We start from the raw sequence: 20,808 nt of genomic DNA, 5'->3' as shown, positions 1-20,808 counted from the left end.
GGAAGAAGTTCGCTCCCAGGGTTGCGAAGCCTGGGAGTTTGACGGAGTGCCCTTCTGATGACCCGCGATCCCTACGGCCGGCTCGGTAAAGCCGAGCTCGCCCTGGCCTACGAACTGCACTGCGAAGGCCTCAACTGGCACCACATCGCCAGGGCCTGGGCATCAGCGTCCACTACCTGCGCGCACGCATCCGCCAGGCAGAAAGGCAAGGCCTGCGTTAGTCGTCATCTAGACGTCGCGCTAAATCAGTATCTCCTCGATCCAAGGCATCGAAGTACGCCGGCCGCTTCAGCCTATCGATCGCGTGTTCGAGATCACTGATACGCCGAAATGCTCTATCCAGGTCATCTTGGAGTGCTGCATTTTTGCCCTCCACTGCCTGAATGCTTCTGGTTATTCGGTTTGATCCTTGATCGAGCCTCACCAGGAACCATGCCAGCCCAATCAGTAACGGTACCGCCCACCATTCCATCTCGGCCTCCTTACCTTGGTCAGATCGGAACCAATGAAAACTACCGCACTTCGTCTCGCTTTTCAGCTGCGGCGCGGCGGCGCTCTACCTGGAGAAACCATGAAGCTCACATCGATTCCCCGCATCAAGCGGGTGTCGCTGGATCGTCCGCGCCTGCGTCGTCCGCGACCCTCGGCTCGCAAGATCAACTTCCTGCTCCGGGGCGGGCCGCTGAGCATGGCCTGGCTCTGCTGCCCCGGCACCCTGCGCTTCAGCTATCGCGAATGGCGCGGCTACTACGACCAATCCAACAAGTGGGTATCGCTATGAGCACCTTCGCCGTATTCGGCATGACCCGCGACCTGGCGGTTGCCGATGCCCGCAACACCGTGAAGACCAGCCGTCGCACTCCGCTGGGAGAGCAGCCTATCCCGATGACGGAGTGGCTCGCCCTGTGCGAGAAGACCGCTGACCAGGTAATGGCTGGCACCAAGGTCAAACAGATCGGGCCGCTGTTCGATGCTCCGCAGTTCGCCCTGCAGTTCATCGAGGTAGCGCGCAGGACTCTGAAGTGCCGAGACCTGCACATCAAGGCGAAGGTCACGCTCACCGATGAGAAGGGAAACCCGATCATCGACAAGAAGACCAAGGCGCCGAAGGTCGGCTGGCGGAAGTTCGATCCCAGTACGGAGCAGCTATCGGCATGACTACCGAGTTCGCTTCGCTGTGCAGCGGCATCGAGGCCGCGAGCGTGGCCTGGGAGTCGCTCGGGTACGAGGCGAAGTGGTTCGCCGAGATCGAGCCGTTCCCCTCGGCCGTTCTCGCCCACCGTCACCCCCAGGTACCCAACTACGGGGACATGACCAAGCTGGTGGGCCGCATCCTGTCCGGCGCCATCGCCGCGCCGCCTGTTTTCGTGGCGGGAACCCCTTGCCAGGCATTCAGCGTGGCCGGCATGCGTGAGGGGTTGGTCGACCCGCGCGGCGCCCTCACCATCAAGTACGTGGAGATCCTCGATGCAGCTGACTATGTTCGAACAGCCAATGGCCAGGCCGAGTGCGTCGGCGTCTGGGAGAACGTCCCCGGCGCGCTCTCCGACAAGGAAAACGCGTTCGGCTGCTTCCTCGGCGCCCTGGTGGGCGAATCCCAAGAACTTCAGCCGCCAGGGGGAAAATGGAAGGACGCTGGTTGTGTGTATGGACCCCGGCGAACAGTCGCATGGCGGGTTCTGGATGCCCAATATTTCGGCCTGGCCCAACGACGCCGCCGTGTGTTCGTTGTCGCAAGTGCTCGAAGTGGATTCGATCCCGCAGCGGTACTTTTTGAGCGCGAAGGCGTGCGCCGGGATCATCCGCCGCGCCGAGGCGAGAAAGCGGGAACTGCCGTCGGTACTCTTGGCGGCACTTCTCCAGGTGGCGGCTGGCGATTCGGGGCTTACGAAGCCGCGGGAGAACTGCTGCAACTGCTCGACACCATCGACCGTCGTTGGGGAGGCCCCTCCCCCGTTCCCGAGGCTCCCGACAACCTACTGGAGTATCTGAGCGAGACGGGCAGCGACTTCGACGCCGAGGAGCCGGAACACCTGCAGGTGCTCTACAACCACCTGGCACGCCTGCTGTGCCACGCGCCGAACTTCCACGGCCGCATCATCGGTGGCATGTGCTACGTCATCCACAACCCGCGTAACGAGATTATCGACCCGGATCTCGACTACCTGGAAATGCATCCGAAGCTGCGCGGCTTGCTGAACAACCTGGCGCCGACGCCATGACCCGCCCGACCTTCTGCCGCCGAACCCTCCGCCCCATCCCCGAATGCGACTGCCTGCGCTGCAGGCCTGCCCTCCAGGAGCAACCGAATGGAAAACCTGCCTGACGACATCAGGGCCGCGCTGCTTCGCTCTGCAAAGCAATTGCTGCTGACAAAGTACATCGGCGGTCGGCGGAAGCTGGAGGCCTGGAGCGAATTCAACGCCAGCCTGACAGGTATCCGCTCTTACTCGCTGCCAGGTGATCGCGGGAAGAGCCTGCGTCGCCTGGCGAAGCTGGCAGCCAATGGCCACTTGGTCGAGCGCCCCCGCTACAAGAAGGGTGTCGGCACCCGGACCTTCACCCTGCCGCAGGCCTGGCTCGACGAGATCGGCCAGCAGGCGCAGCGCGAATGGGAAGCCCTCGGCTATGTCGTCGGCCAGATGATGGACCCCATCCCGGAGCCAGATACATGCAATCCATCCAACTGACCGTCGAGCACATCCACGACGTCGACGGGAACCCGCTCATGTTGATCGATGGGCTGCCGCGTCTCGGCGCCGAACTCGATCCCGACCAGGCCCAGGCGCTGGGCCGGCAACTCATCCAAGCCGCCATCAACTCCCGCCAGGGCGAGCGCGGCACCATCCAATACCCCGTAGAGGGCTGAACCATGACCGAACAACAAGCCTGCACCCTCTGCGGTGCGGGAGGGCACACTGCTGCCCAGTGCAATTGGAACAAGGCAGAGGGAGCGCAGGTGGAGCTGCATCCCGACCTGAAGCGCGTCTATGACGTGATCGGTCTGCACTACAGCCATCCTGTGTCGATCCTGATCGCCAACTTCGAGAACACCAAACGCTTCGCCGAACTGCTGCATGCGGTCGAGCGCGAGTTCTTCATGGTCCCAGCCGAACCGTCAGACGAGCCAGAGGATGAAGGCTGCGAGCCGGATGACGTATGCCTGATGAGCTGCTGGGGCTCGACGCAGGAGCAGTACATCGAGCAGTTCCGTGACGCCCTGGCGGTGCTTCAAGCCCGCGCGGCCCAGGCGCAACCCTCCCCGGCGCCGGAGCTGGAGCGGCCGGAGGTGGCAGGCTGGCGTGACCGAGTCCTCGCTGCCCATCCCGATAGTGATCCGCGCTACTGGCCGGATGCACTCCTTGTTCAACACATGGCAGCCGAGATCGAGGACCTGCGGGCGCGCAATGAATGGCTGGAACAGGTGGCAGTCGAGGCGGTGGAAGCCGATAAGCATGCACTCGGCTTGCGCGACGCCGCCCAGGCCAGGGTGACGGAGCTGGAACTGAAGCTGGACACCTCCGATTACGCCTACGACTGTCTCCGCATTCACATGTGCAGCCAGGCAAGGCAGGCTCTTGAGCGTGCCAAGGTCTTCGATGATGGGAGTGACGGCGCCGACGCCGAGAGCGCCCGCAGCGTAGTAGCAATCCTCGAAGAGTTGCTTGCCGATGCGCACGCCACGGTCGCCCAGGCTGGGCAGGTGCCGGAGGGCTGGCGAGTGATGCGCTGCACGTCGTCAATCCAGCGCGAAGGCGATCGATGGGAAATCTACGACCCGCAGGGCAGTGGCGGCGTGGTGAGCGAGCATGACGTTAAGGACTTGGCTGTGCGCGGGCTGCTGGATGCGATCGCCGCCGCGCCGGCGCAGGGAGGTGAGTGATGTCAGCGATCATCAGCGACTGCGGCATGTACCGCTACCGCCTGGAGCGCGAGTGCTCTATGCCTTTCGAGGGTTCTAAGGTATTCGCCTACTTCGGCATCAACCCGAGCACGGCCGACGCAACTCTGGATGATGCCACGGTGCGCAAGTGGCGCGGATTCACGCTGCGCAACGGTGGCCACCGCTTCATCGTTGGAAATCTCTTCGCCTTCCGATCCACTGACCCTGCTGCTCTCAAGGGTATCCACGATCCATTTGGCCCTGCCTGGCAAGAGCACATCAGTGGAATCATCGTCGAGGCCGATGTTCTGGTTCCGTGCTGGGGCAGGCTGAATAAGGTTCCAAAAGACCTGCGCGGCGCGCCGGCTCAAATGCTGGGGATGCTGCTGCGCACAGGGAGGCCGGTGCTTCATTTCGGCGTTACTGGCTGCGGCCAGCCCAAGCATCCACTAATGCTCGGTTACGACACGCCGCTCATCCCATGGCGCCCGTCCTGACAGGCCACCCCATCCTTGCCCGACGCGGGCGACCTCTCAGGTCAGGTCCTGGCCTTCACCATAGATCATTCATCGCCGGCAGTAGCTGGCAGGCGAGGTATTGCCAATGGCAGCAGCAGAGAAGATCGACCGGTTCATGCGCCTTGATGAGGTGCTCTACACAACTGGTCTTGGCAAGAACACCCTATATCGTCGGATTCGGGAAGGCTCGTTCCCTAAACAGGTTAGAATAGGCCCCAACTCGGTAGCGTGGCGCCAGTCTGATGTTGAGGGCTGGATGCAGAAAATTGCTGCCAGCAATGACGAATCAGTACACTGATTAGTACACCGCAGCACAGGGCGCCCCAGAAAGCCCGCCATAACTAGATCACAGGAAATTTCGTGGAACTGTTCAAGGAATTCACCTTCGAGTCCGCCCACCGCCTGCCCCATGTCCCGGCCGGACATCAGTGCGGCCGTCTGCATGGCCACTCGTTCCGGGCCGCCATCTACATCGAGGGTGAAGTTGATCCGCACACCGGCTGGATCCGCGACTTCGCCGAGATCAAGCAGATCTTCAAGCCGATCTACGACCAGCTCGACCACAACTACCTGAACGACATTCCCGGCCTGGAAAACCCCACCAGCGAGAACCTCTGCCGCTGGATCTGGCAACAGCTCAAACCGTTGCTGCCGGAGCTGTCCAAGGTCCGCGTGCACGAGACCTGCACCAGCGGTTGCGAATACCGCGGCGATTGATTTACCGGTGATGCCTCTGCCGGCTTGAGTCGATCGCGGACGGAGCCCGCTCCTACGCCGGGACGCCCAGCGCGAAGCACCCACAATGAGAAGCGCGCCATACACGCGATTGTGCTCATGGCGCACTACCTACCCGAATACCGCGCCAGGGCGATCCCTCTCTCCCACCCTGGCTGCGCGCCCCGCTCCAAAGGGAAAGGGAGCTGTCCGTGCCGGCTGACACCATCGTTTCAACCTGCACCGAACGGTCCCCTCTCCCTTCAGGGAGAGGGTTAGGGAGAGGGAAACCCAGACACAGATTTCCGGAACGAAGACAGTTGCTCCTGCTGGGCAAAACCGATTCGACGAAGAAGGCCGGCCGCTTTGCCGGCCTTCTCCGTTCCGACTTCAGAACAACCCCATCTGCCGATCGACCAGCGCGCTGAAGTCATCGTCCACGAACGGCAGGATGGCGTCGGCGATGGGCTGCAGCTGGCGGATGACGTAGTGGTCGTAGTCAATCGGCGAAGCCAGCGTCTCCAGCGGTTCCGGACCGTTGACGGTGATCACGTAGCTGATCCAGCCACCGCGCTGGTACTGGCGCGGACGCCCCTGGCGCTCGTTGAAGTCGTCGGCGATACGCGCCGCGCGCACATGGGGCGGCACGTTGCGTTCGTAGTCGCCGAGCTGGCGGCGCAGGCGCTTGCGGAAGACCAGCAGGTCATCCTGTTCGCCGGCCAGGGTGCGGTTCACGTAGTCACGCACGTAGTCGCGATAGGGCTGACGCTGGAAGATGCGCAGATACAGTTCCTGCTGGAACTGCTGGGCCAGCGGCGACCAGTCGGTGCGCACGGTTTCCAGGCCCTTGAAGACCATCTCGTCGCTGCCGTCGCCACGCCGCACCAGGCCCGCATAGCGCTTCTTGCTGCCCTCTTCGGCGCCGCGGATGGTCGGCATCAGGAAGCGCCGGAAGTGCCGCTCGAACTGGATTTCCAGTGCGCTCTCCAGGCCGTACTCCTCGCTCAGGTGCTCCTGCCACCACTGGTTGATGTGGCTGACCAGCGCGCGACCGATTTGCGCCGCCGCATCCTCGTCGTGGGCGCGGCCAAGCCAGACGAAGGTCGAGTCGGTATCGCCATAGATCACCCGGTGGCCCTGGCCTTCGATCAGCTCGCGGGTACGGCGCATGATCTCGTGGCCGCGCATGGTGATGGACGAGGCCAGGCGTGGGTCGAAGAAGCGGCAGCCGCTGGAGCCGAGCACACCGTAGAAGGCGTTCATGATGATCTTCAGCGCTTGTGACAGCGGCGCGTTGCCGTCGCGCTTGGCGGCGTCGCGGCCCTGCCACACGCGTTCGACGATGGCCGGCAGGCAGTGCTGCGTGCGCGAGAAGCGGCCGCCACGGAAGCCGGGAATCGACGCTTCGTCCGACGGATCGTTCAGGCCCTCCACCAGCCCCACCGGGTCGATCAGGAAGGTGCGGATGATCGACGGGTACAGGCTCTTGTAGTCCAGCACCAGCACCGACTCGTAGAGCCCCGGCCGCGAGTCCATGACGAAGCCGCCGGGGCTCGCCTCGGGCGCCTTGCCGCCGAGGTTCGGCGCGACATAGCCCAGGCGGTGCATCGGCGGCAGGTACAGGTGGGTGAAAGCTGCCACCGAGCCGCCGCTGCGATCCGCCGGCAACCCGGTGACGCTGGCGCGCTCGAGCAGGAAGTCGAGGATGCGGGTCTTGTCGAAGATGCGCGTGACCAGCTCGCAGTCCTTGAGGTTGTATTTCGCCAGCGCCGGCTTGTCCTCGGCGAAGCGGCGGTCGATCTCGGCCATGCGGTCGTAGGGGTTGTCGATGGACTTGCCCTCGCCCAGCAGGCTCTGCGAGACGCTTTCCAGGCTGAACGAGGGGAAGCTCCAGAACGCCGAGCGCAGCGCCTCGATGCCGTCGATGATCAGCCGCCCCGCGGCTGCGGCAAAGTAGTGGTTAGACGATGCGTGCTGGCGCCAGCCCATCTCGTCACCGCCACGGCCCAGACGCAGCGGGATGTCCAGGCGCTTGGCGTGCTCCTGCAGCACGCGCAGGTCGAACTGCACCAGGTTCCAGCCGATGATGGCGTCCGGGTCATGCTCGGCCAGCCACTGGTTCAAGCGCTCCAGCAACTGGGCGCGGCTGTCGCAGTACTCCAGGTCGAAATCGCGCTCGCCATCCACGCCGTTGGCCGGGCCGAGCATGTACACCTGGCGCTGGCCGCAGCCCTCGATGGCAATGGAATAGAGGTCGCCGCGGATATTGGTCTCGATGTCCAGCGAGGCCAGCTTCAGTTTCGGCCGGTACTCCGGTGCCGGACGCAGTTGCGCGGTGACGATGCTGCCGCCCGCATCCGGCTCGCCGCTGAAGGTGACCGGCGCAGTGATGAAGCGCTCCATCAGGTAGCGCTCGGGCGGACGGATATCCGCCTCGAATACCTCGACGCCAGCTTCGCGCAGCTTCTTCTCCAGGTTCATCAACTGACGATGCTGCTGGCAGTAGAGGCCCAGCACCGGGCGTTGCTGGAAGTCGCGCAGGCCCAGCGGTCGCAGTTCGGCGCCGCGTTCGCCGGCCAGCAGCTTCTCGGCACGGGCACGCTGCTCGGCCGGCACGAAGGCCACCGAAGTCTGTGGCGGCAGCAGCACATGCCGCGGCCCCTCATCGGTGGCCAGCCAGAAGCCCACCTCGGTGCCTTCGGGCGTATCCCACCAATGTCGGGTCAGGACGAAACCCTGCCTTGCCTCCACGCTCTAACCACCCATCTGTGGAATCAGAACGCCATTCTACCGGTCCGCCCGCGGATTCGTTGCAAGGCGTGTAAATCCGACCGATGCGTTTGACGCACGCCCCGCGTCTGCCCAAGCTAGCGGGCTTTCGTTTGCCTGCCAGGACTCGCCCGTGACCGATTCGTCCCGCCACTGGACCCGCCCTCTCCTCGCCACCCTGTGTTTTGCCACCCTGCTTTCCGGCTGCGGCCTGTTCGGCAAGAAACCCGAACAAGCCCAGGCGCCTACCTATTCCAAGGCCGACTGGGGGAACCTGCCGCAGACCGCCGACGCCGATGTCGTGCAGGGTTTCAACGCCTGGCGCTCGGCCTGCGCGGTACGCCTGAAAAAGGATGAAACCTGGGCCGCCACCTGCGCCGACGCCGCCAGCGTGCCGGCTTCCGCCCCGGCGATCCGCCAGTTCCTGCAGGCGCACCTGCAGCCCTACCAGCTGCGTTCCGGCGAAGGCAGCAAGGATGGATTGATCACCGGCTACTACGAGCCGGTCTACCGCGGCAGCTTGCAGCGCGACGCCCAGCACAGCGTGCCGGTCTACGGCGTGCCGAAGGACATGATCACCGTGGCGCTGGACAGCGTTTACCCCGAGCTCAAGGGCAAGCGCCTGCGCGGCAAGCTCGAAGGCAACACCCTGGTGCCCTATGCCGACGCCGCCGGTATCCGCCGCGACGGAGTGAATGCCCCCGTGCTGGCCTGGCTGCCGGACCAGATGGACCTGCAATTCCTGCAGATCCAGGGCTCCGGCCGGGTACAACTGGCCTCTGGTCGCCAGTTGCGCCTGGGCTACGCCGACCAGAACGGCCGCCCCTACAAGCCAGTCGGTCGCTGGCTGGTGGAACAGGGCGAGCTGAGCAAGGAGGAAGTCAGCATGGCGCGTATCCGCGACTGGGCCCGCGCCCATCCGCAGCGCGTCGACGAACTGCTGGCGAGCAACCCCAGCTACGTGTTCTTCAGCCAGCGCCCGGACAGCAACGAGGGTCCGCGCGGCTCGCTGAACGTGCCGCTGACGCCGGGTTACAGCGTGGCCATCGACCGCAAGGTGATTCCGCTTGGCAGCCTGATGTGGCTTTCCACCACCCGCCCGGACGGCGCGCCGGTGGTGCGCCCGGTAGCCGCCCAGGACACCGGCGGCGCCATCGTCGGCGAAGTACGCGCGGACCTGTTCTGGGGCACCGGCGATGCGGCGGGCGAACTGGCCGGGCACATGAAGCAGGACGGCCAGCTGTGGCTGCTGTGGCCGAAAGACAAGGCGCTGCCGGGGGCCTGAGTCGCACGCAAAACCGATCTGCCTTGCGGCGCATGACCTCGATCGTCATGCGCCCCGGCATCTGCAGCGGGCGTCACTTCGACTGACCCGGATGCTGAGCAGAGGTAATTCCTACTCCCTCTACAGAGCTCCCTGAATCCCCGTCCTCACCGCCTTTCGGACAATGGTGGGCGAATCCAGACCTCCCCGGCACTAACCGGCCCTGGAAACCCTCCCATCAACCTGTTCGCGGTGATCGCCATGAAAGACCATCAATCCCCCCTGCGTTCCCAGCGGCAACACCGCGGCTGGCCGCTGGACCGAGACATGCTCTGCTGGATCGGTGCCATCGCCCTGCTCCTGCTGTTTTTTGGCGCCGACCAGATGTTCGTGCAGCACCAGCCCAGGGCCGGCGCCGTCGAGACGCACAAGAGCCTGCCGCAACGCCAGGACCTGCCCGCGGCCCATGCCCTGGCCCGGGTGAATCATCCGCCGCGCCAGTAACCGGCCGCCGCTCAGCCGCCCTGGCGGAACTGCCCTGGCGTCATCCCGCTCCAGCGCCGGAAGGCCTTGGCGAAGGCGCTCTCATCGGAGAAGCCCAGGCGCTCGGCCACCTCGCCCAGGCGCGCGGATTCGCGCAGCAGCTGCTCGGCCATGCCGTGCAACACCTGCTCACGCAGCAGCTTGAAACTGGTGCCTTCGTCAGCCAGCTTGCGGTTCAGATGGCGCCCGCTGAGCTCCAGTTGCTCGGCGACCTTCTCCTTGCCCCAGCGCGGGTTCTGCCGCAGCAGCTGCTGCACGCGCGCGGCCAGGCTCTGCGCGCCCAGGCGTTCGAGCTGGGCATCGGCCAGCGCTCGCAGGTGCTCGCGCATCAGGGCGTTGGCCTGGATCAGCGGCACGTCGAGGTCGGTCACGGCGAAGCTCAGCGCATTCTCGTTGCAGGCGAAATCCACCGGGCACTGCAACCATTCCAGGTAGCGCGAAGCCTCGCCCCGGGCGGCATGACTCAACGCCAGACGCTGGGGTTGCACCCGGTCGCCGGTGATCCAGCGCGTCAGGTGCACCAGGCTGGCCAGCGCGGCCTCCACCCTCTCCTCGCGGCGTACGACATAACTCGGCCGATAGACCAGGCGCACCCGATCCGCGTCCTGCTCGCGCTGGAATTCACTGCCCTCGGCGATGATCGGGTAGTACTCCAGCAGCGCGTCCAGCGCCTCGCCGTAGTGTTCGCAACTCATCAGCAGCGCGCCGACCATATCCAGGTGCCCTACCTGCAGCGCACTGCCCAGGCGCAGGCCCAGCAAGGGATCGCCGGAGGCGGCACAGATGGACTCCCAGAAGGCGTCCTGCTGCTGCAGCGGGATGCGCGGCTCCAGGCTGTGCGCCTGCAGTTCGGCGGGCACGGGCAGGCCCAGGCGTTGGGCGGCCTGCAGGATGCCCTGGGCGTAGTGGACGGTAATGGTGTGCGACATGGTCCCGAATTAACCGGCGAAGGTCCCGATTGAGCCGTTACCGGGCGGTAACGCTGCCCTATGCTTGCCAATTACAACGATAAATACAAACAAGAGTCGCCTTGCATGCCCAATCCCCTCGGAGCCGCGCCCCTGACGCCGGCTGCAGTCCGCTCGCCCGTTCCCGTTATCCAGCGGGAGAACGGCGATGCCTGAAGTCCACCTCGAATTTTCCGGCGGCTCGATGATCGCGCTGAACGCCATCATCGCCCTGATGATGTTCGGCGTCTCCCTGGAGCTGCGCCGCGACGACTTCAGCCGCATCCTGCGCCAGCCCAAAGCACCGGTGATCGGCATGCTGGTGCAGTTCCTGCTGCTGCCGGCGGCCACCTGCCTGCTGACCATCCTCCTGCCCATCGATCCGGAACTGGCCCTGGGCATGATCCTGGTGGCCACCTGCCCCAGCGGTACCTTCTCCAACATCATGACCTGGATGGCCCGCGGCAACGTCGCGGTGTCGGCCAGCGTCACCGCCGTATCGGGGCTGAGCGCCGGCATCTTCACGCCGCTCAACTTCGCCCTCTACGCCGGGCTGAATCCGGACACGCGGGATCGCCTCACGCAGATCCACATCGACCCGCTGGAGCTGGTCGGCGTGGTGGTGCTGGTGCTGATCCTGCCGATGCTGCTGGGCATGGCCCTGGGTCGGCACAAGCCGCAACTGGCGCAGCGCCTGGAGAAACCGCTGCGGCAGCTGTCGCTGCTGGTGATGCTGGGCTTCGTCGGCATGGCTTTCGCCAAGAACTTCCAGCAGTTCATGGCCTACTTCCACCTGTTCTTCTGGCTGGTGCTGCTGCTCAACGGCACCGCGCTGCTGCTGGGCTACACCTGCGCGCGGCTGTGGAAGCTGCCGGATGCCGATGTGCGCGCGGTGACCCTGGAAAGCGGCATTCACAACTCCGCGCTGGGCATGGCGCTGATCCTCACCTTCTTCCCGCAGGCCGGCGGCATGCTGCTGATCGCGGCGTTCTGGGGCTGCTGGCAGCTGTTCTCCGGGCTGGTGCTGGCGCAGCTCTGGGCGCGCCGTGAACCCCGCGCGGCCGTGGCGACGGCGCCATGAACGCGCCAGCCATCGCCCTGGGCGGCTTCATCCTGCTGGCCTACACCCTGGAGGCCATCACCGGCTTCGGCAGCGTGGTGATCGCCCTGTCCCTGGGTGCGCTGCTGATGCCCATCGAGACGCTACTGCCGATCCTGGTGCCGCTGAACATCGGCATGACCGGCTACCTGTGCTGGCGCCATCACCGGCTGATCGACACCCGCCTGCTACTGCGCACCGTGCTGCCGGGAATGCTCATCGGCATGCTGGTCGGCTATCTGCTGCTGCCGCATCTGGACCCGCAACCCCTCAAGCGCGGCCTGGGCGTGCTGCTCCTCTGGTTCGCCGGTCGCGAGCTGTGGCGCCTGCGCGCCAGCGCCCCGGAGCGCGGGCGTACGCCGAACTGGGTGGTGCGCCTGGCCACCGGCGCCGCCGGCGTCTGCCATGGCCTGTTCGCTTCCGGCGGGCCGCTGCTGGTCTACGCCCTTTCCACCCGCCCACTGGACAAGACCCGCCTGCGCGCCACCCTGGTCTGTGTCTGGTTCACCCTCAACGGCCTGCTGACCCTCGCCTTCCTCCTCGACGGCCGCCTGCGCCCGGCGCTGCCCCAGGTGCTCGCCTACGCGCCCCTGCTGCTGCTCGGCGTGTGGCTGGGCGAACGCCTGCACCACCGCTTCGAGGAACGCCACTTCCGCCTCGCCATCCACTGCCTGCTGCTGGTCAGCGGCGTCCTGCTGCTGTCGCCCTGGAGCCTCCTGTGAGCTACGACATCATCATCAAGAACGGCCTGTACTTCGACGGCAGCGATGCCCCCGGCAGCCTGCGTCATGTCGGCATCAAGGACGGCCGCATCGATACCCTGAGCGTCAGCCCGCTGGACGAAAGCGGCTGCGCGCAGGTGATCGACGCCCGCGATCGCTGGGTGACCCCCGGCTTCCTGGAAATCCACTCGCACTACGACGCCGAGGCCATCGCCGCGCCAGCGCTGAAGGAATCGGTGCGCCACGGCGTGACCACCGTGTCGGTCGGTTCCTGTTCCATCAGCATGGTGCTGGGCGAGGCCGAGGACTGCTCGGACCTGTTCACCCGCGTCGAAGCCGTGCCGCGCGAGCAGGTGCTGCCGATCCTGCGCGACAAGCGCACCTGGAAGGACGCCCAGGGCTACCGCGCCTTCTACGACCAGCAGCCGCTGGGGCCGAACCTCTGCTCCTTCCTCGGCCACTCCGAACTGCGTGTCACCGTGATGGGCCTGGAGCGCGCTATCAGCGGCGCCAAGCCCACCGAGGCAGAGCTGCAGCGCATGGAGGAACTGCTGGAGCAGGCGCTGGACGCCGGCTGCTTCGGCCTCTCGGTAATGACCACGCGGCTGGACAAGATGGATGGCGACCGCGCCTGGTCCAGCCCGCTGCCCTCCACCTTCGCCAGCTGGAAGGAGTTCTCCCGCCTGTTCGCCGTGCTGCGCCGGCGCAATGCGCTGATGCAGGGCGCGCCCAACGCGGTCACCAAGATCAACGTGTTCGCCTTCCTCTACCAGGCCCACGGCTGGTTCCGCCGCCCGCTCAAGTGTTCGATGCTCACCGCGCTGGACCTCAAGTCCCAGCCCTTCATGCACCGCATCACCCGCGCCTCCGGCTGGGTCGCCAATCGCCTGCTGCGCGGCCGCTACCGCTGGCAGACGCTGCCGGCGCCCTTCGTGGTGCGCATCGAGGGGCTGAACATGAACGGCTTCGAGGAGTTCGGCGCCGGCGAGGTGCTGCGCGACATCAAGGACCCGGAGGAGCTCTACACGCGCATCCAGGACCCGGCCTTCCGCGAGCGCTTCAAGAAGGACATCAAGGCGACGCTCAGCCTCGGCCTGTGGCACCGCAACCTGTCCGACTGCTGGGTGCGCGAGTGCCCGGACGCCACCCTGGTCGGGCGCAACTTCGAGGACATCGGTCGCGAGCGCGGGCTGGACCCGGTGGACGCGTTCTTCGAGCTGGCCGGCAAGTACCGCAACGACCTCAAGTGGACCACCTGCTACGGCAACCACCGCCCGGACATCATGGGCAAGCTGCTGGCCAGCCCCTGGACACAGCCGGGCTTCGCCGACTCCGGCGCGCACCTGGCTTCCCACGCGCAGTACAACTTCCCGCTGCGCATGCTCAAGTACGTGCGCGATGCCGAACTGGCCGGGCAGAGCTTCATGGACACCGGCCGCGCGGTACACCGCCTGACCGGCGAGCTGGCGGACTTCGCCGGACTGGACGCCGGCTACATCCGCGTCGGCGACCGCGCCGACCTGGTGGTGGTCAACCCGGCCGGCCTGACCGACGAGCTGGATGAGGTCAGCGAAGCTCCCATGGAGGTGATCGGCCTGACGCGCCTGGTCAAGCGCAACGACGACGCGGTGGACGCCACGCTGATCAATGGCCGCGTGGCCTATCGGCGCGACGGCGGCTTCCCGGAGGCTCTGGGCAAGGAGCGTGGATTCGGACGCTTCCTGCCGGGTCGGGATGTGCTGAGCCGGCCGCAGGAAGTGCCCGCCGGCAGCCCGGTTTACGGCCGCTGATCGCGGTCACGCCCTTGTAGGATGGGTGGAGCGCAGCGATACCCATGCTGTCCATACGCGGCATCGATGGGTATCGCTACGCTCCACGCCATCCTACTCAGAGGCTCCCGGATACGATGGGCCTGCTGCTCGACCGCACGGCTGGCCGAGATTGACGCCTTGCCGCGCACTCACTAGAGTGCGCGGTTTCCGACCTCCCCGTACTACCTGCAGCATGACGCCCTCCAGCCGCTTCGCCGATACCTCCCTCGCTCTGCTGCGGGAGCCGCCGCGCGTGCGCAAGGTCGATGCGGTGCTGAAGCTGCGCCGCAGCGTGCTGTTCGCCTACACCTTCTCCCCTCCCGCCGGCCGCTGAGCCGGAAGCCGCGCGCTCGCGCCGGCCTATCCGCATTCCGATTCCGCCCACCGGCCACTGCCGGCGGGTTCATTCGCATGTGTTGGCCCCGCCGCCTGAGCGCCGAGGCAAGAGAAGGTTTCCATGACTACCCCGACCACCCTCAACAAGCCGCTTCTCGCGGTGCTGCTGTTCGCCGTCTCCATCGTCGGCCTCAGCCTCGGCGCCACGCTGCCGCTGGTGGCGCTGCGGCTGCTGGACAACGGCGCCAGCGCCCTGCAGATCGGCGTCCTCTCGGCCGTGCCGGCGGCGGGCATGATCCTCGCCGCCACCCTGGTGGACCGCGCCTGTCAGCTGATGAGCCGGCGCCGCCTGTACCTGCTGTGCTTCGTGCTGTGCACCGCCAGCACCGCGGCCATCGAGTTCAGCGGCCATTCCCTCTGGCTGCTGGCCGCCGCGCGCCTGGCGCTGGGGGTCGGCATGGGCATCGCGATCATCCTCGGCGAGGCCTGGGTCAACGAACTGTGCGGCGAGAACAACCGCGGCACCATCGTTGCGTTGTACGCCACCAGCTTCACCGCCTTCCAGCTGCTCGGCCCGACCCTGGTGGCCTTGCTCGGCGCGCAGACGCCCTGGGTCGTGCTGCTGGTCAGTGCCGGACATCTGATCGCACTGGCCACGGTGGCCTGCGCCATGCCCGAGGAAGGCCTCCACGAACACGTCGAGGAGCCGCGCAGCTTCTCCCTGGCCGGCTTCCTGCGGGTGGCGCCGGCGCTGTGCATGGGCGTGCTGTTCTTCTCCTTCTTCGACAGCGTGGTGCTCTCGCTCTTCCCGGTCTACGCCTCCAGCCACGGCTACGCGGTGGGCATCGCTGCGTTCATGGCGACGGTGATTCTGCTCGGCGACATGCTGTTCCAGCTGCCGCTGGGCTGGCTCTCGGATCGCCTCGACCGCTCGACCCTGCACCTGTGCTGTGGGGTCGGCGCCATGCTGATCGGCCTCGCCCTGCCCTGGCTGATCGGCCAGCCGGCGCTGCTGTGGCCGGCGCTGATGCTGCTCGGTGCCGTGGCCGGGGGCGTCTACACCCTGGCGCTGGTGTTGATCGGCCAGCGCTTCCGCGGCCGCGACCTGGTCACCGCCAACGCCGCCGCCGGCATGCTCTGGGGCGTCGGCAGCCTGCTCGGGCCGCTGCTCAGCGGCAGCCTGATGGACCTCGGCCCGCAGGGTGTGCCGGTGGCGCTGGCCCTGGCGGCGGGATTGTTCGTGGCGACGGCCGCGACTTCATTGCGCCGCTCAGCCTTGCGCCACGCCTGAACCGCGTTCGCGAGCAAGCTCGCTCCTACAGGGAGCCGGCTGCTTCAAGCGCGCGGCTTTTTGTAGGAGCGAGCTTGCTCGCGAACCCATGCCGGAGTCGGTGGGAAGCAATCGCGGACGGAGACCGCTCCTACTCGGCGGGTCGAAATCGCGCGCTGCTGGACGGCTCAGTGATCTGCTGGAAGAGAAAGGAAGCGGCGGAGCGGATAGCCCCGCCGTTGTGCCGGGCGCGGGGCCCGAGACGGATTGCGCAGGATGCGCGAGGGAAACGGCCTGCCGGAAGCGGGTAGCTCCGCCCGAGGGCTGGCAGGCCGGGTGGCCGCCGGAAGCAGCCGTAAAGCTGGCCGCAAGCGCCCGTTGAGGCGCTTGCGGCGCTGTCGTCAGCCGATGGTCATCAGGCTGGCGTTGCCGCCGGCAGCGGCGGTGTTGACGCTCAGGGCGCGCTCGATCAGCAGGCGTTCCAGCGGGATGTCGGTCTCCCCGCGGTTCAACCCGGTAACGCCGACGATGGCGCCCTTGCGCTGGCTGGCCAGTTCGCAGACCGCGCGCAGCTGGTCGGAATCGCCGTGGTGCAGGATGGCGTCGAACACCTTGTCGGTGACGCTCCAGTCGGCGACCAGCTCGATGCGCTGAGCGACTTCCTTCGGCAGTTCCTTGACCACGGCGGCGTTGGATTCAGCCACCAGCGGACGGCTGCCGACGCAGAGCACGGCGGCCAGCTGGGCCAGCAGGTCGGCGCGGTCTTCCGCCAGGCAAAGCACGTGCTCGCGCGGCAACAGGGTGTAGGTGTTGCGCTCGCCGGTCGGGCCGGTGAGTACCTGTTGGGTGAAGCTCTGCGCCAGTTCACCGTAGCCGTCGAGCAGGCTCGCCAGGGCGGCTTCCTTCTGCCCTGCCCACTTGGTCAGCGCGTCCACGGCCTGCTGTGCATCCTTCGGGCGCGGCAGCGCCTGGGCGCCATCGCCCTTGAGCTGGTTGGCCACCGCATCCTGCGGACGGGTCGACAGCAGGCGGTACAGGTACAGCGGGCCGCCGGCCTTCGGACCGGTGCCGGACAGGCCTTCACCACCGAAGGGCTGCACGCCTACCACGGCGCCGACCACGTTGCGGTTGACGTAGAGGTTGCCGACATGGGCGCTGCCGACGACCTGGGCGATGGTCTCGTCGATACGGGTGTGCACGCCCAGGGTCAGGCCGTAGCCGGATTCGTTGATCTGCGCGAGCAGCTGGCCCAGGTCGGCGCGCTGGTAGCGCACCACGTGCAACACCGGGCCGAAGATTTCGCGCTTGAGTTCGCTGAAGCTGTCCAGCTCGATCAGGGTCGGCACGACGAAGGTGCCGCGCTTGATTTCCTCGGCGTCCACACGGGCACTCTGGAACACCTTGCGGCCCTTGTCGCGCATGGCCTGGATGTGACGATCGATATTGCCCTTGGCTTCCTCGTCGATCACCGGACCGATGTCGGTGTGCAGGCGCTCCGGCGCACCAACGCGGTACTCGGCCATGGCGCCCTTGAGCATCTGCACCACGCGGTCGGCGGCGTCTTCCTGCACGCACAGCACGCGCAGCGCAGAGCAGCGCTGACCGGCGCTGTCGAAGGCGGAGTTGACCACGTCGACTACGACCTGCTCAGCCAACGCCGAGGAGTCGACGATCATCGCGTTGAGGCCGCCGGTCTCGGCGATCAGCGGGATGGTGCGGCCCTGGGCGTCGAGGCGGCCGGCGATGTTGCGCTGGAGGATACCGGCCACTTCGGTGGAACCGGTGAACATCACGCCGCGCACGCGCTCATCGCCCACCAGGCGAGCGCCGACGGTTTCACCACGACCCGGCAGCAGCTGCACGGCGCCAGCGGGCACGCCGGCTTCGAGCAGGATGCGCACGGCCCGCGCGGCGATCAGCGGGGTCTGCTCGGCCGGCTTGGCCAGCACGGTGTTGCCGGCGGCCAACGCGGCGGCCACCTGGCCGCTGAAGATCGCCAGCGGGAAGTTCCACGGGCTGATGCAGACCACCGGGCCCAGCGGGCGGTGGCTGTCGTTGGCGAAATGGGTGCTGGCCTGGACCCCGTAGTAGCGCAGGAAGTCCACCGCCTCGCGCACTTCGGCGATGGCGTTGGCGAAGGTCTTGCCCGACTCGCGGACCAGCACGCCCATCAGCGACTGGATCTCGGCCTCCATCAGGTCGGCGGCGCGCTGCAGGATGGCGCCGCGCTCGGCCGGCTGGGTGGACTGCCAGATCTGCGCGCTGGACAGCGCGCCGAGGATGGCGTTGTTGACGTCCGCCTCGCTGGCTTCACGCACATGACCCACTACGTCGCGCAGGTCGGCCGGGTTGCGTACCGGCTGCGGCTCGCCCGGAGCGGCATCGGCCAGGCCCAGCATCGGCTCCGCAACATAGGCGTGGTTGGTGCTCGACAGCAGCGCCGAGGACAGCGAGCCCAGGCGGTGTTCGTTGGCCAGGTCGATGCCGGCGGAGTTCAGGCGGGTGTCGCCATACAGATCGCGCGGCAGCGGGATGCGCGGGTGCGGCAGGCCCAGGGTGCCTTCCTGCGCAGCCATCTGCTCGACCTGCAGCACCGGGTCCAGCACCAGATCTTTCAGGGAGATGCTGTGGTCGGCGATACGGTTGACGAAGGAGGTGTTGGCGCCGTTTTCCAGCAGGCGGCGTACCAGGTACGCCAGCAGGGTTTCGTGGCTGCCCACCGGGGCGTAGATGCGGCACGGACGGTTGAACTTGCCGTCGGCGACCTTGCCCACCACCTGCTCGTAGAGCGGCTCGCCCATGCCGTGCAGGCACTGGAATTCGTACTGGCCCGGGTAGTAGTTCTGCCCGGCCAGTTGGTAGATGGCCGACAGCGAGTGGGCGTTGTGGGTGGCGAACTGCGGGTAGATGGCTTCCGGCACCGCCAGCAGCTTGCGCGCGCAGGCCAGGTAGGAGACGTCGGTGTACGGCTTGCGGGTGTAGACCGGGTAGCCTTCCAGGCCGTTGACCTGGGCCAGCTTGATCTCGCTGTCCCAGTAGGCGCCCTTCACCAGGCGGATCATCAGGCGGTGGCGGCTGCGCTTGGCCAGGTCGATGACGTAGTCGATCACGTACGGGCAGCGCTTCTGGTAGGCCTGGATGACGAAGCCGATGCCGTTCCAGCCTGCCAGCGCCGGCTCGAAGCACAGGCGTTCGAGCAGGTCGAGGGAGATTTCCAGGCGGTCGGCTTCCTCGGCGTCGATGTTGATGCCGATGTCGTAGTCACGGGCCATCTTCACCAGGCCGAGCACGGTCGGGTACAGCTCTTCCATCACGCGGTCGTACTGGGCGCGGCTGTAGCGCGGGTGCAGCGCGGAGAGCTTGATCGAGATGCCCGGGCCTTCGTAGATGCCACGGCCATGGGAAGCCTTGCCGATGGAATGGATCGCCTGCTCGTAGGAAGCCAGGTAGCGCTTGGCGTCTTCCTCGGTCAGCGCCGCTTCGCCGAGCATGTCGTAGGAGTAGCGGAAGCCACGGGATTCCATGTTCGCCGCATTGGCCAGGGCCTCGGCAATGGTCTCGCCGGTGACGAACTGCTCGCCCATCAGGCGCATGGCCATGTCCACGCCCTTGCGGATCAGCGGCTCGCCGGACTTGCCGATGATGCGGTTGAGCGACGAGGACATGCCGGCCTCGGTGTGGGTCGACACCAGCTTGCCGGTGATCAGCAGCCCCCAGGAGGCGGCGTTGACGAACATCGACGGGCTCTGGCCCAGGTGCTGGCTCCAGTTGCCGTTGCTGATCTTGTCGCGGATCAGTGCGTCACGGGTGGCCTTGTCCGGGATGCGCAGCAGCGCTTCGGCCAGGCACATCAGCGCCACGCCTTCCTGGGACGACAGCGAAAACTCCTGCAGCAGGCCCTGCACCAGGCCCTGGCGGCCGCCGGCGTTCTTCTGGTTGCGCAGCTTCTCGGCGATGCCGTAGGCCATCTTGTCGGCGGCGGCGGCCTGCGCCTTGGGCAGGCGGGCCAGGTCCAGCAGCATCGGCAGCGCTTCGGTTTCCGGGCGACGGTAGGCGGCGGTGATGGCCGCGCGCAGCACCGATTGCGGCAGGATGCTTTCGGCGAAATCGAGGAACACCTGCAACCCTTGTTCGTTCAGCGCATCCAGCGATTCCTCGCCCGCCGCCGCAGCCAGACCGGACTGCTCGGCCGGGGTCAGCCCGCCTTCGACCTGCTCCAGGTAGGAGAAGATGGCCTGCTTGATCAGCCAGTGCGGGGTACGGTCGAGTTGCTGGGCAGCCAGCTTGAGGCGCTCGCGGGTGGCGTCGTCGAGCTTCACGCCAAGGGTGGTGGTGGCCATGGGGCTTCCTGTTGTTAGAAGGTGTGCCTGAAAAACGGCGAAAGGTTATACCGCCGAATCGCAAGGCGCAACCAGGTGCAACCCTATAAGAACAAGCCTTTGGTCGTACGCGCGAATCCGGTGCAACCGGTGACATTTCCCACACCTAGCGCTACCAAACGGAGCACGGCCAGCGGCGCGCCCGGCTGCAACCCGCAGGGGCTGGCCGGACGGCAGGAAGAAAGCAGTGTTCGTGCCAGGGATGGAAAAGGTGCAACCCGCCAGCAGGTGGTGCCATCAGCGTAGGAGCGGACTTCGTCCGCGATCGGCCCATTCACGCGCCAAGCCTGGGCACGGAGCCGCGGATCAGCTATCGCGGACGAAGTCCGCTCCTGCCTGAATACCGCGCCAGCGCCTTCCCTCTCCCCCGCCCTCTCCCTGAAGGGAGAGGGAGCTGTCCGTGCCAGCTGACGCTAATGTTTCCGCCTTCACCGAACGGTCCCCTCTCCCTTCAGGGAGAGGGTTAGGGAGAGGGAAACCCAGGCACAGATTTCCGGAACGAAGACAATTGCCCCTACGTACGTGGATACTCCGCTGCCAACCTGCAGCAGCC

At 66.4% G+C, this 20,808-nt stretch carries 18 protein-coding genes and 1 pseudogene; 16 read left to right on the top strand and 3 right to left on the bottom strand.

Going from position 1 to position 20,808, the window contains the following annotated elements; translation table 11 throughout:
- The first annotated feature begins 571 nt into the window (after window positions 1-571).
- From HNP46_RS10645 to queD, 9 genes and pseudogenes are all read left to right on the top strand, one after another.
- Window positions 572-781, top strand: coding sequence for a hypothetical protein (locus HNP46_RS10645; protein ID WP_184588584.1), 210 nt, complete (start codon window positions 572-574; stop codon window positions 779-781).
- Window positions 778-1,158, top strand: a complete 381-nt coding sequence (locus tag HNP46_RS10640; RefSeq protein WP_184588749.1) for a hypothetical protein — start codon at window positions 778-780, stop codon at window positions 1,156-1,158. Before HNP46_RS10645 ends, HNP46_RS10640 begins: the two co-directional genes overlap by 4 nt.
- A pseudogene (locus HNP46_RS35830) lies at window positions 1,155-1,871 on the top strand (DNA cytosine methyltransferase); the annotation flags it as partial. The gene HNP46_RS10640 and the pseudogene HNP46_RS35830, both read left to right, overlap by 4 nt.
- A 438-nt stretch (window positions 1,872-2,309) precedes the next feature.
- A complete protein-coding gene (locus HNP46_RS10630; protein WP_184588580.1) occupies window positions 2,310-2,690 on the top strand; it encodes a hypothetical protein in 381 nt (126 codons plus the stop codon).
- Complete coding sequence (locus HNP46_RS10625) at window positions 2,672-2,869, top strand: hypothetical protein (RefSeq protein ID WP_184588578.1); 198 nt, start codon at window positions 2,672-2,674, stop codon at window positions 2,867-2,869. Before HNP46_RS10630 ends, HNP46_RS10625 begins: the two co-directional genes overlap by 19 nt.
- Before the next feature lie 3 nt (window positions 2,870-2,872).
- Window positions 2,873-3,883 (top strand): hypothetical protein, encoded by a 1,011-nt coding sequence (locus HNP46_RS10620; protein WP_184588576.1) that lies wholly within the window; start codon window positions 2,873-2,875, stop codon window positions 3,881-3,883.
- A complete protein-coding gene (locus tag HNP46_RS10615; RefSeq protein WP_184588574.1) occupies window positions 3,883-4,380 on the top strand; it encodes a DUF1643 domain-containing protein in 498 nt (165 codons plus the stop codon). The genes HNP46_RS10620 and HNP46_RS10615 overlap by 1 nt, the downstream gene beginning before the upstream one ends.
- A 106-nt stretch (window positions 4,381-4,486) precedes the next feature.
- Window positions 4,487-4,699, top strand: a complete 213-nt coding sequence (locus HNP46_RS10610) for a helix-turn-helix transcriptional regulator (protein WP_184588572.1) — start codon at window positions 4,487-4,489, stop codon at window positions 4,697-4,699.
- A gap of 62 nt (window positions 4,700-4,761) precedes the next feature.
- A complete protein-coding gene (queD, locus tag HNP46_RS10605; RefSeq protein ID WP_017516521.1) occupies window positions 4,762-5,118 on the top strand; it encodes a 6-carboxytetrahydropterin synthase QueD in 357 nt (118 codons plus the stop codon).
- A 387-nt stretch (window positions 5,119-5,505) separates the two neighbouring features.
- Here queD and HNP46_RS10600 read toward each other — a convergent pair whose 3' ends face one another.
- The gene (locus HNP46_RS10600; RefSeq protein WP_184588570.1) at window positions 5,506-7,866 is read right to left on the bottom strand and encodes a DNA polymerase II; all 2,361 of its coding nucleotides are present in this window, start codon (window positions 7,864-7,866) and stop codon (window positions 5,506-5,508) included.
- Between the two features lie 151 nt (window positions 7,867-8,017).
- On the opposite strand from HNP46_RS10600, the gene mltA reads away from it, so the two are divergent.
- Window positions 8,018-9,169 (top strand): murein transglycosylase A, encoded by a 1,152-nt coding sequence (gene mltA, locus HNP46_RS10595; protein WP_184588568.1) that lies wholly within the window; start codon window positions 8,018-8,020, stop codon window positions 9,167-9,169.
- Window positions 9,170-9,409: 240 nt separating this feature from the next.
- Window positions 9,410-9,652, top strand: a complete 243-nt coding sequence (locus HNP46_RS10590) for a hypothetical protein (protein WP_184588565.1) — start codon at window positions 9,410-9,412, stop codon at window positions 9,650-9,652.
- 11 nt (window positions 9,653-9,663) lie between these two features.
- On the opposite strand, the gene qhpR is transcribed toward HNP46_RS10590, so the two are convergent.
- Window positions 9,664-10,620 (bottom strand): AraC-like transcriptional regulator QhpR, encoded by a 957-nt coding sequence (gene qhpR / locus HNP46_RS10585; protein WP_184588563.1) that lies wholly within the window; start codon window positions 10,618-10,620, stop codon window positions 9,664-9,666.
- A gap of 187 nt (window positions 10,621-10,807) precedes the next feature.
- Between qhpR and HNP46_RS10580 the strand changes: the two genes are divergently transcribed.
- The 5 genes from HNP46_RS10580 (at window position 10,808) to HNP46_RS10560 (ending at window position 15,897) form a co-directional block, all read left to right on the top strand.
- On the top strand, window positions 10,808-11,719 hold the full coding sequence (locus tag HNP46_RS10580; protein WP_184588561.1) for a bile acid:sodium symporter family protein: 912 nt from the start codon (window positions 10,808-10,810) through the stop codon (window positions 11,717-11,719).
- Complete coding sequence (locus HNP46_RS10575; protein ID WP_184588559.1) at window positions 11,716-12,459, top strand: sulfite exporter TauE/SafE family protein; 744 nt, start codon at window positions 11,716-11,718, stop codon at window positions 12,457-12,459. The genes HNP46_RS10580 and HNP46_RS10575 overlap by 4 nt, the downstream gene beginning before the upstream one ends.
- The gene (locus HNP46_RS10570) at window positions 12,456-14,249 is read left to right on the top strand and encodes an N-acyl-D-amino-acid deacylase family protein (protein ID WP_184588557.1); all 1,794 of its coding nucleotides are present in this window, start codon (window positions 12,456-12,458) and stop codon (window positions 14,247-14,249) included. The genes HNP46_RS10575 and HNP46_RS10570 overlap by 4 nt, the downstream gene beginning before the upstream one ends.
- A 214-nt stretch (window positions 14,250-14,463) precedes the next feature.
- A complete protein-coding gene (locus HNP46_RS10565) occupies window positions 14,464-14,604 on the top strand; it encodes a hypothetical protein (RefSeq protein WP_184588555.1) in 141 nt (46 codons plus the stop codon).
- A 123-nt stretch (window positions 14,605-14,727) separates the two neighbouring features.
- Window positions 14,728-15,897, top strand: a complete 1,170-nt coding sequence (locus HNP46_RS10560) for an MFS transporter (protein ID WP_184588552.1) — start codon at window positions 14,728-14,730, stop codon at window positions 15,895-15,897.
- Between the two features lie 380 nt (window positions 15,898-16,277).
- On the opposite strand, the gene putA is transcribed toward HNP46_RS10560, so the two are convergent.
- The gene (gene putA / locus HNP46_RS10555; protein ID WP_184588550.1) at window positions 16,278-20,216 is read right to left on the bottom strand and encodes a trifunctional transcriptional regulator/proline dehydrogenase/L-glutamate gamma-semialdehyde dehydrogenase; all 3,939 of its coding nucleotides are present in this window, start codon (window positions 20,214-20,216) and stop codon (window positions 16,278-16,280) included.
- Between the last annotated feature and the right edge of the window lie 592 nt (window positions 20,217-20,808).

Origin of the sequence: Pseudomonas nitroreducens (assembly GCF_014204515.1) — a bacterium.
GTDB classification, from domain to species: domain Bacteria; phylum Pseudomonadota; class Gammaproteobacteria; order Pseudomonadales; family Pseudomonadaceae; genus Pseudomonas; species Pseudomonas nitritireducens_A.
This window is presented reverse-complemented; position numbering and strand designations above follow the sequence as displayed.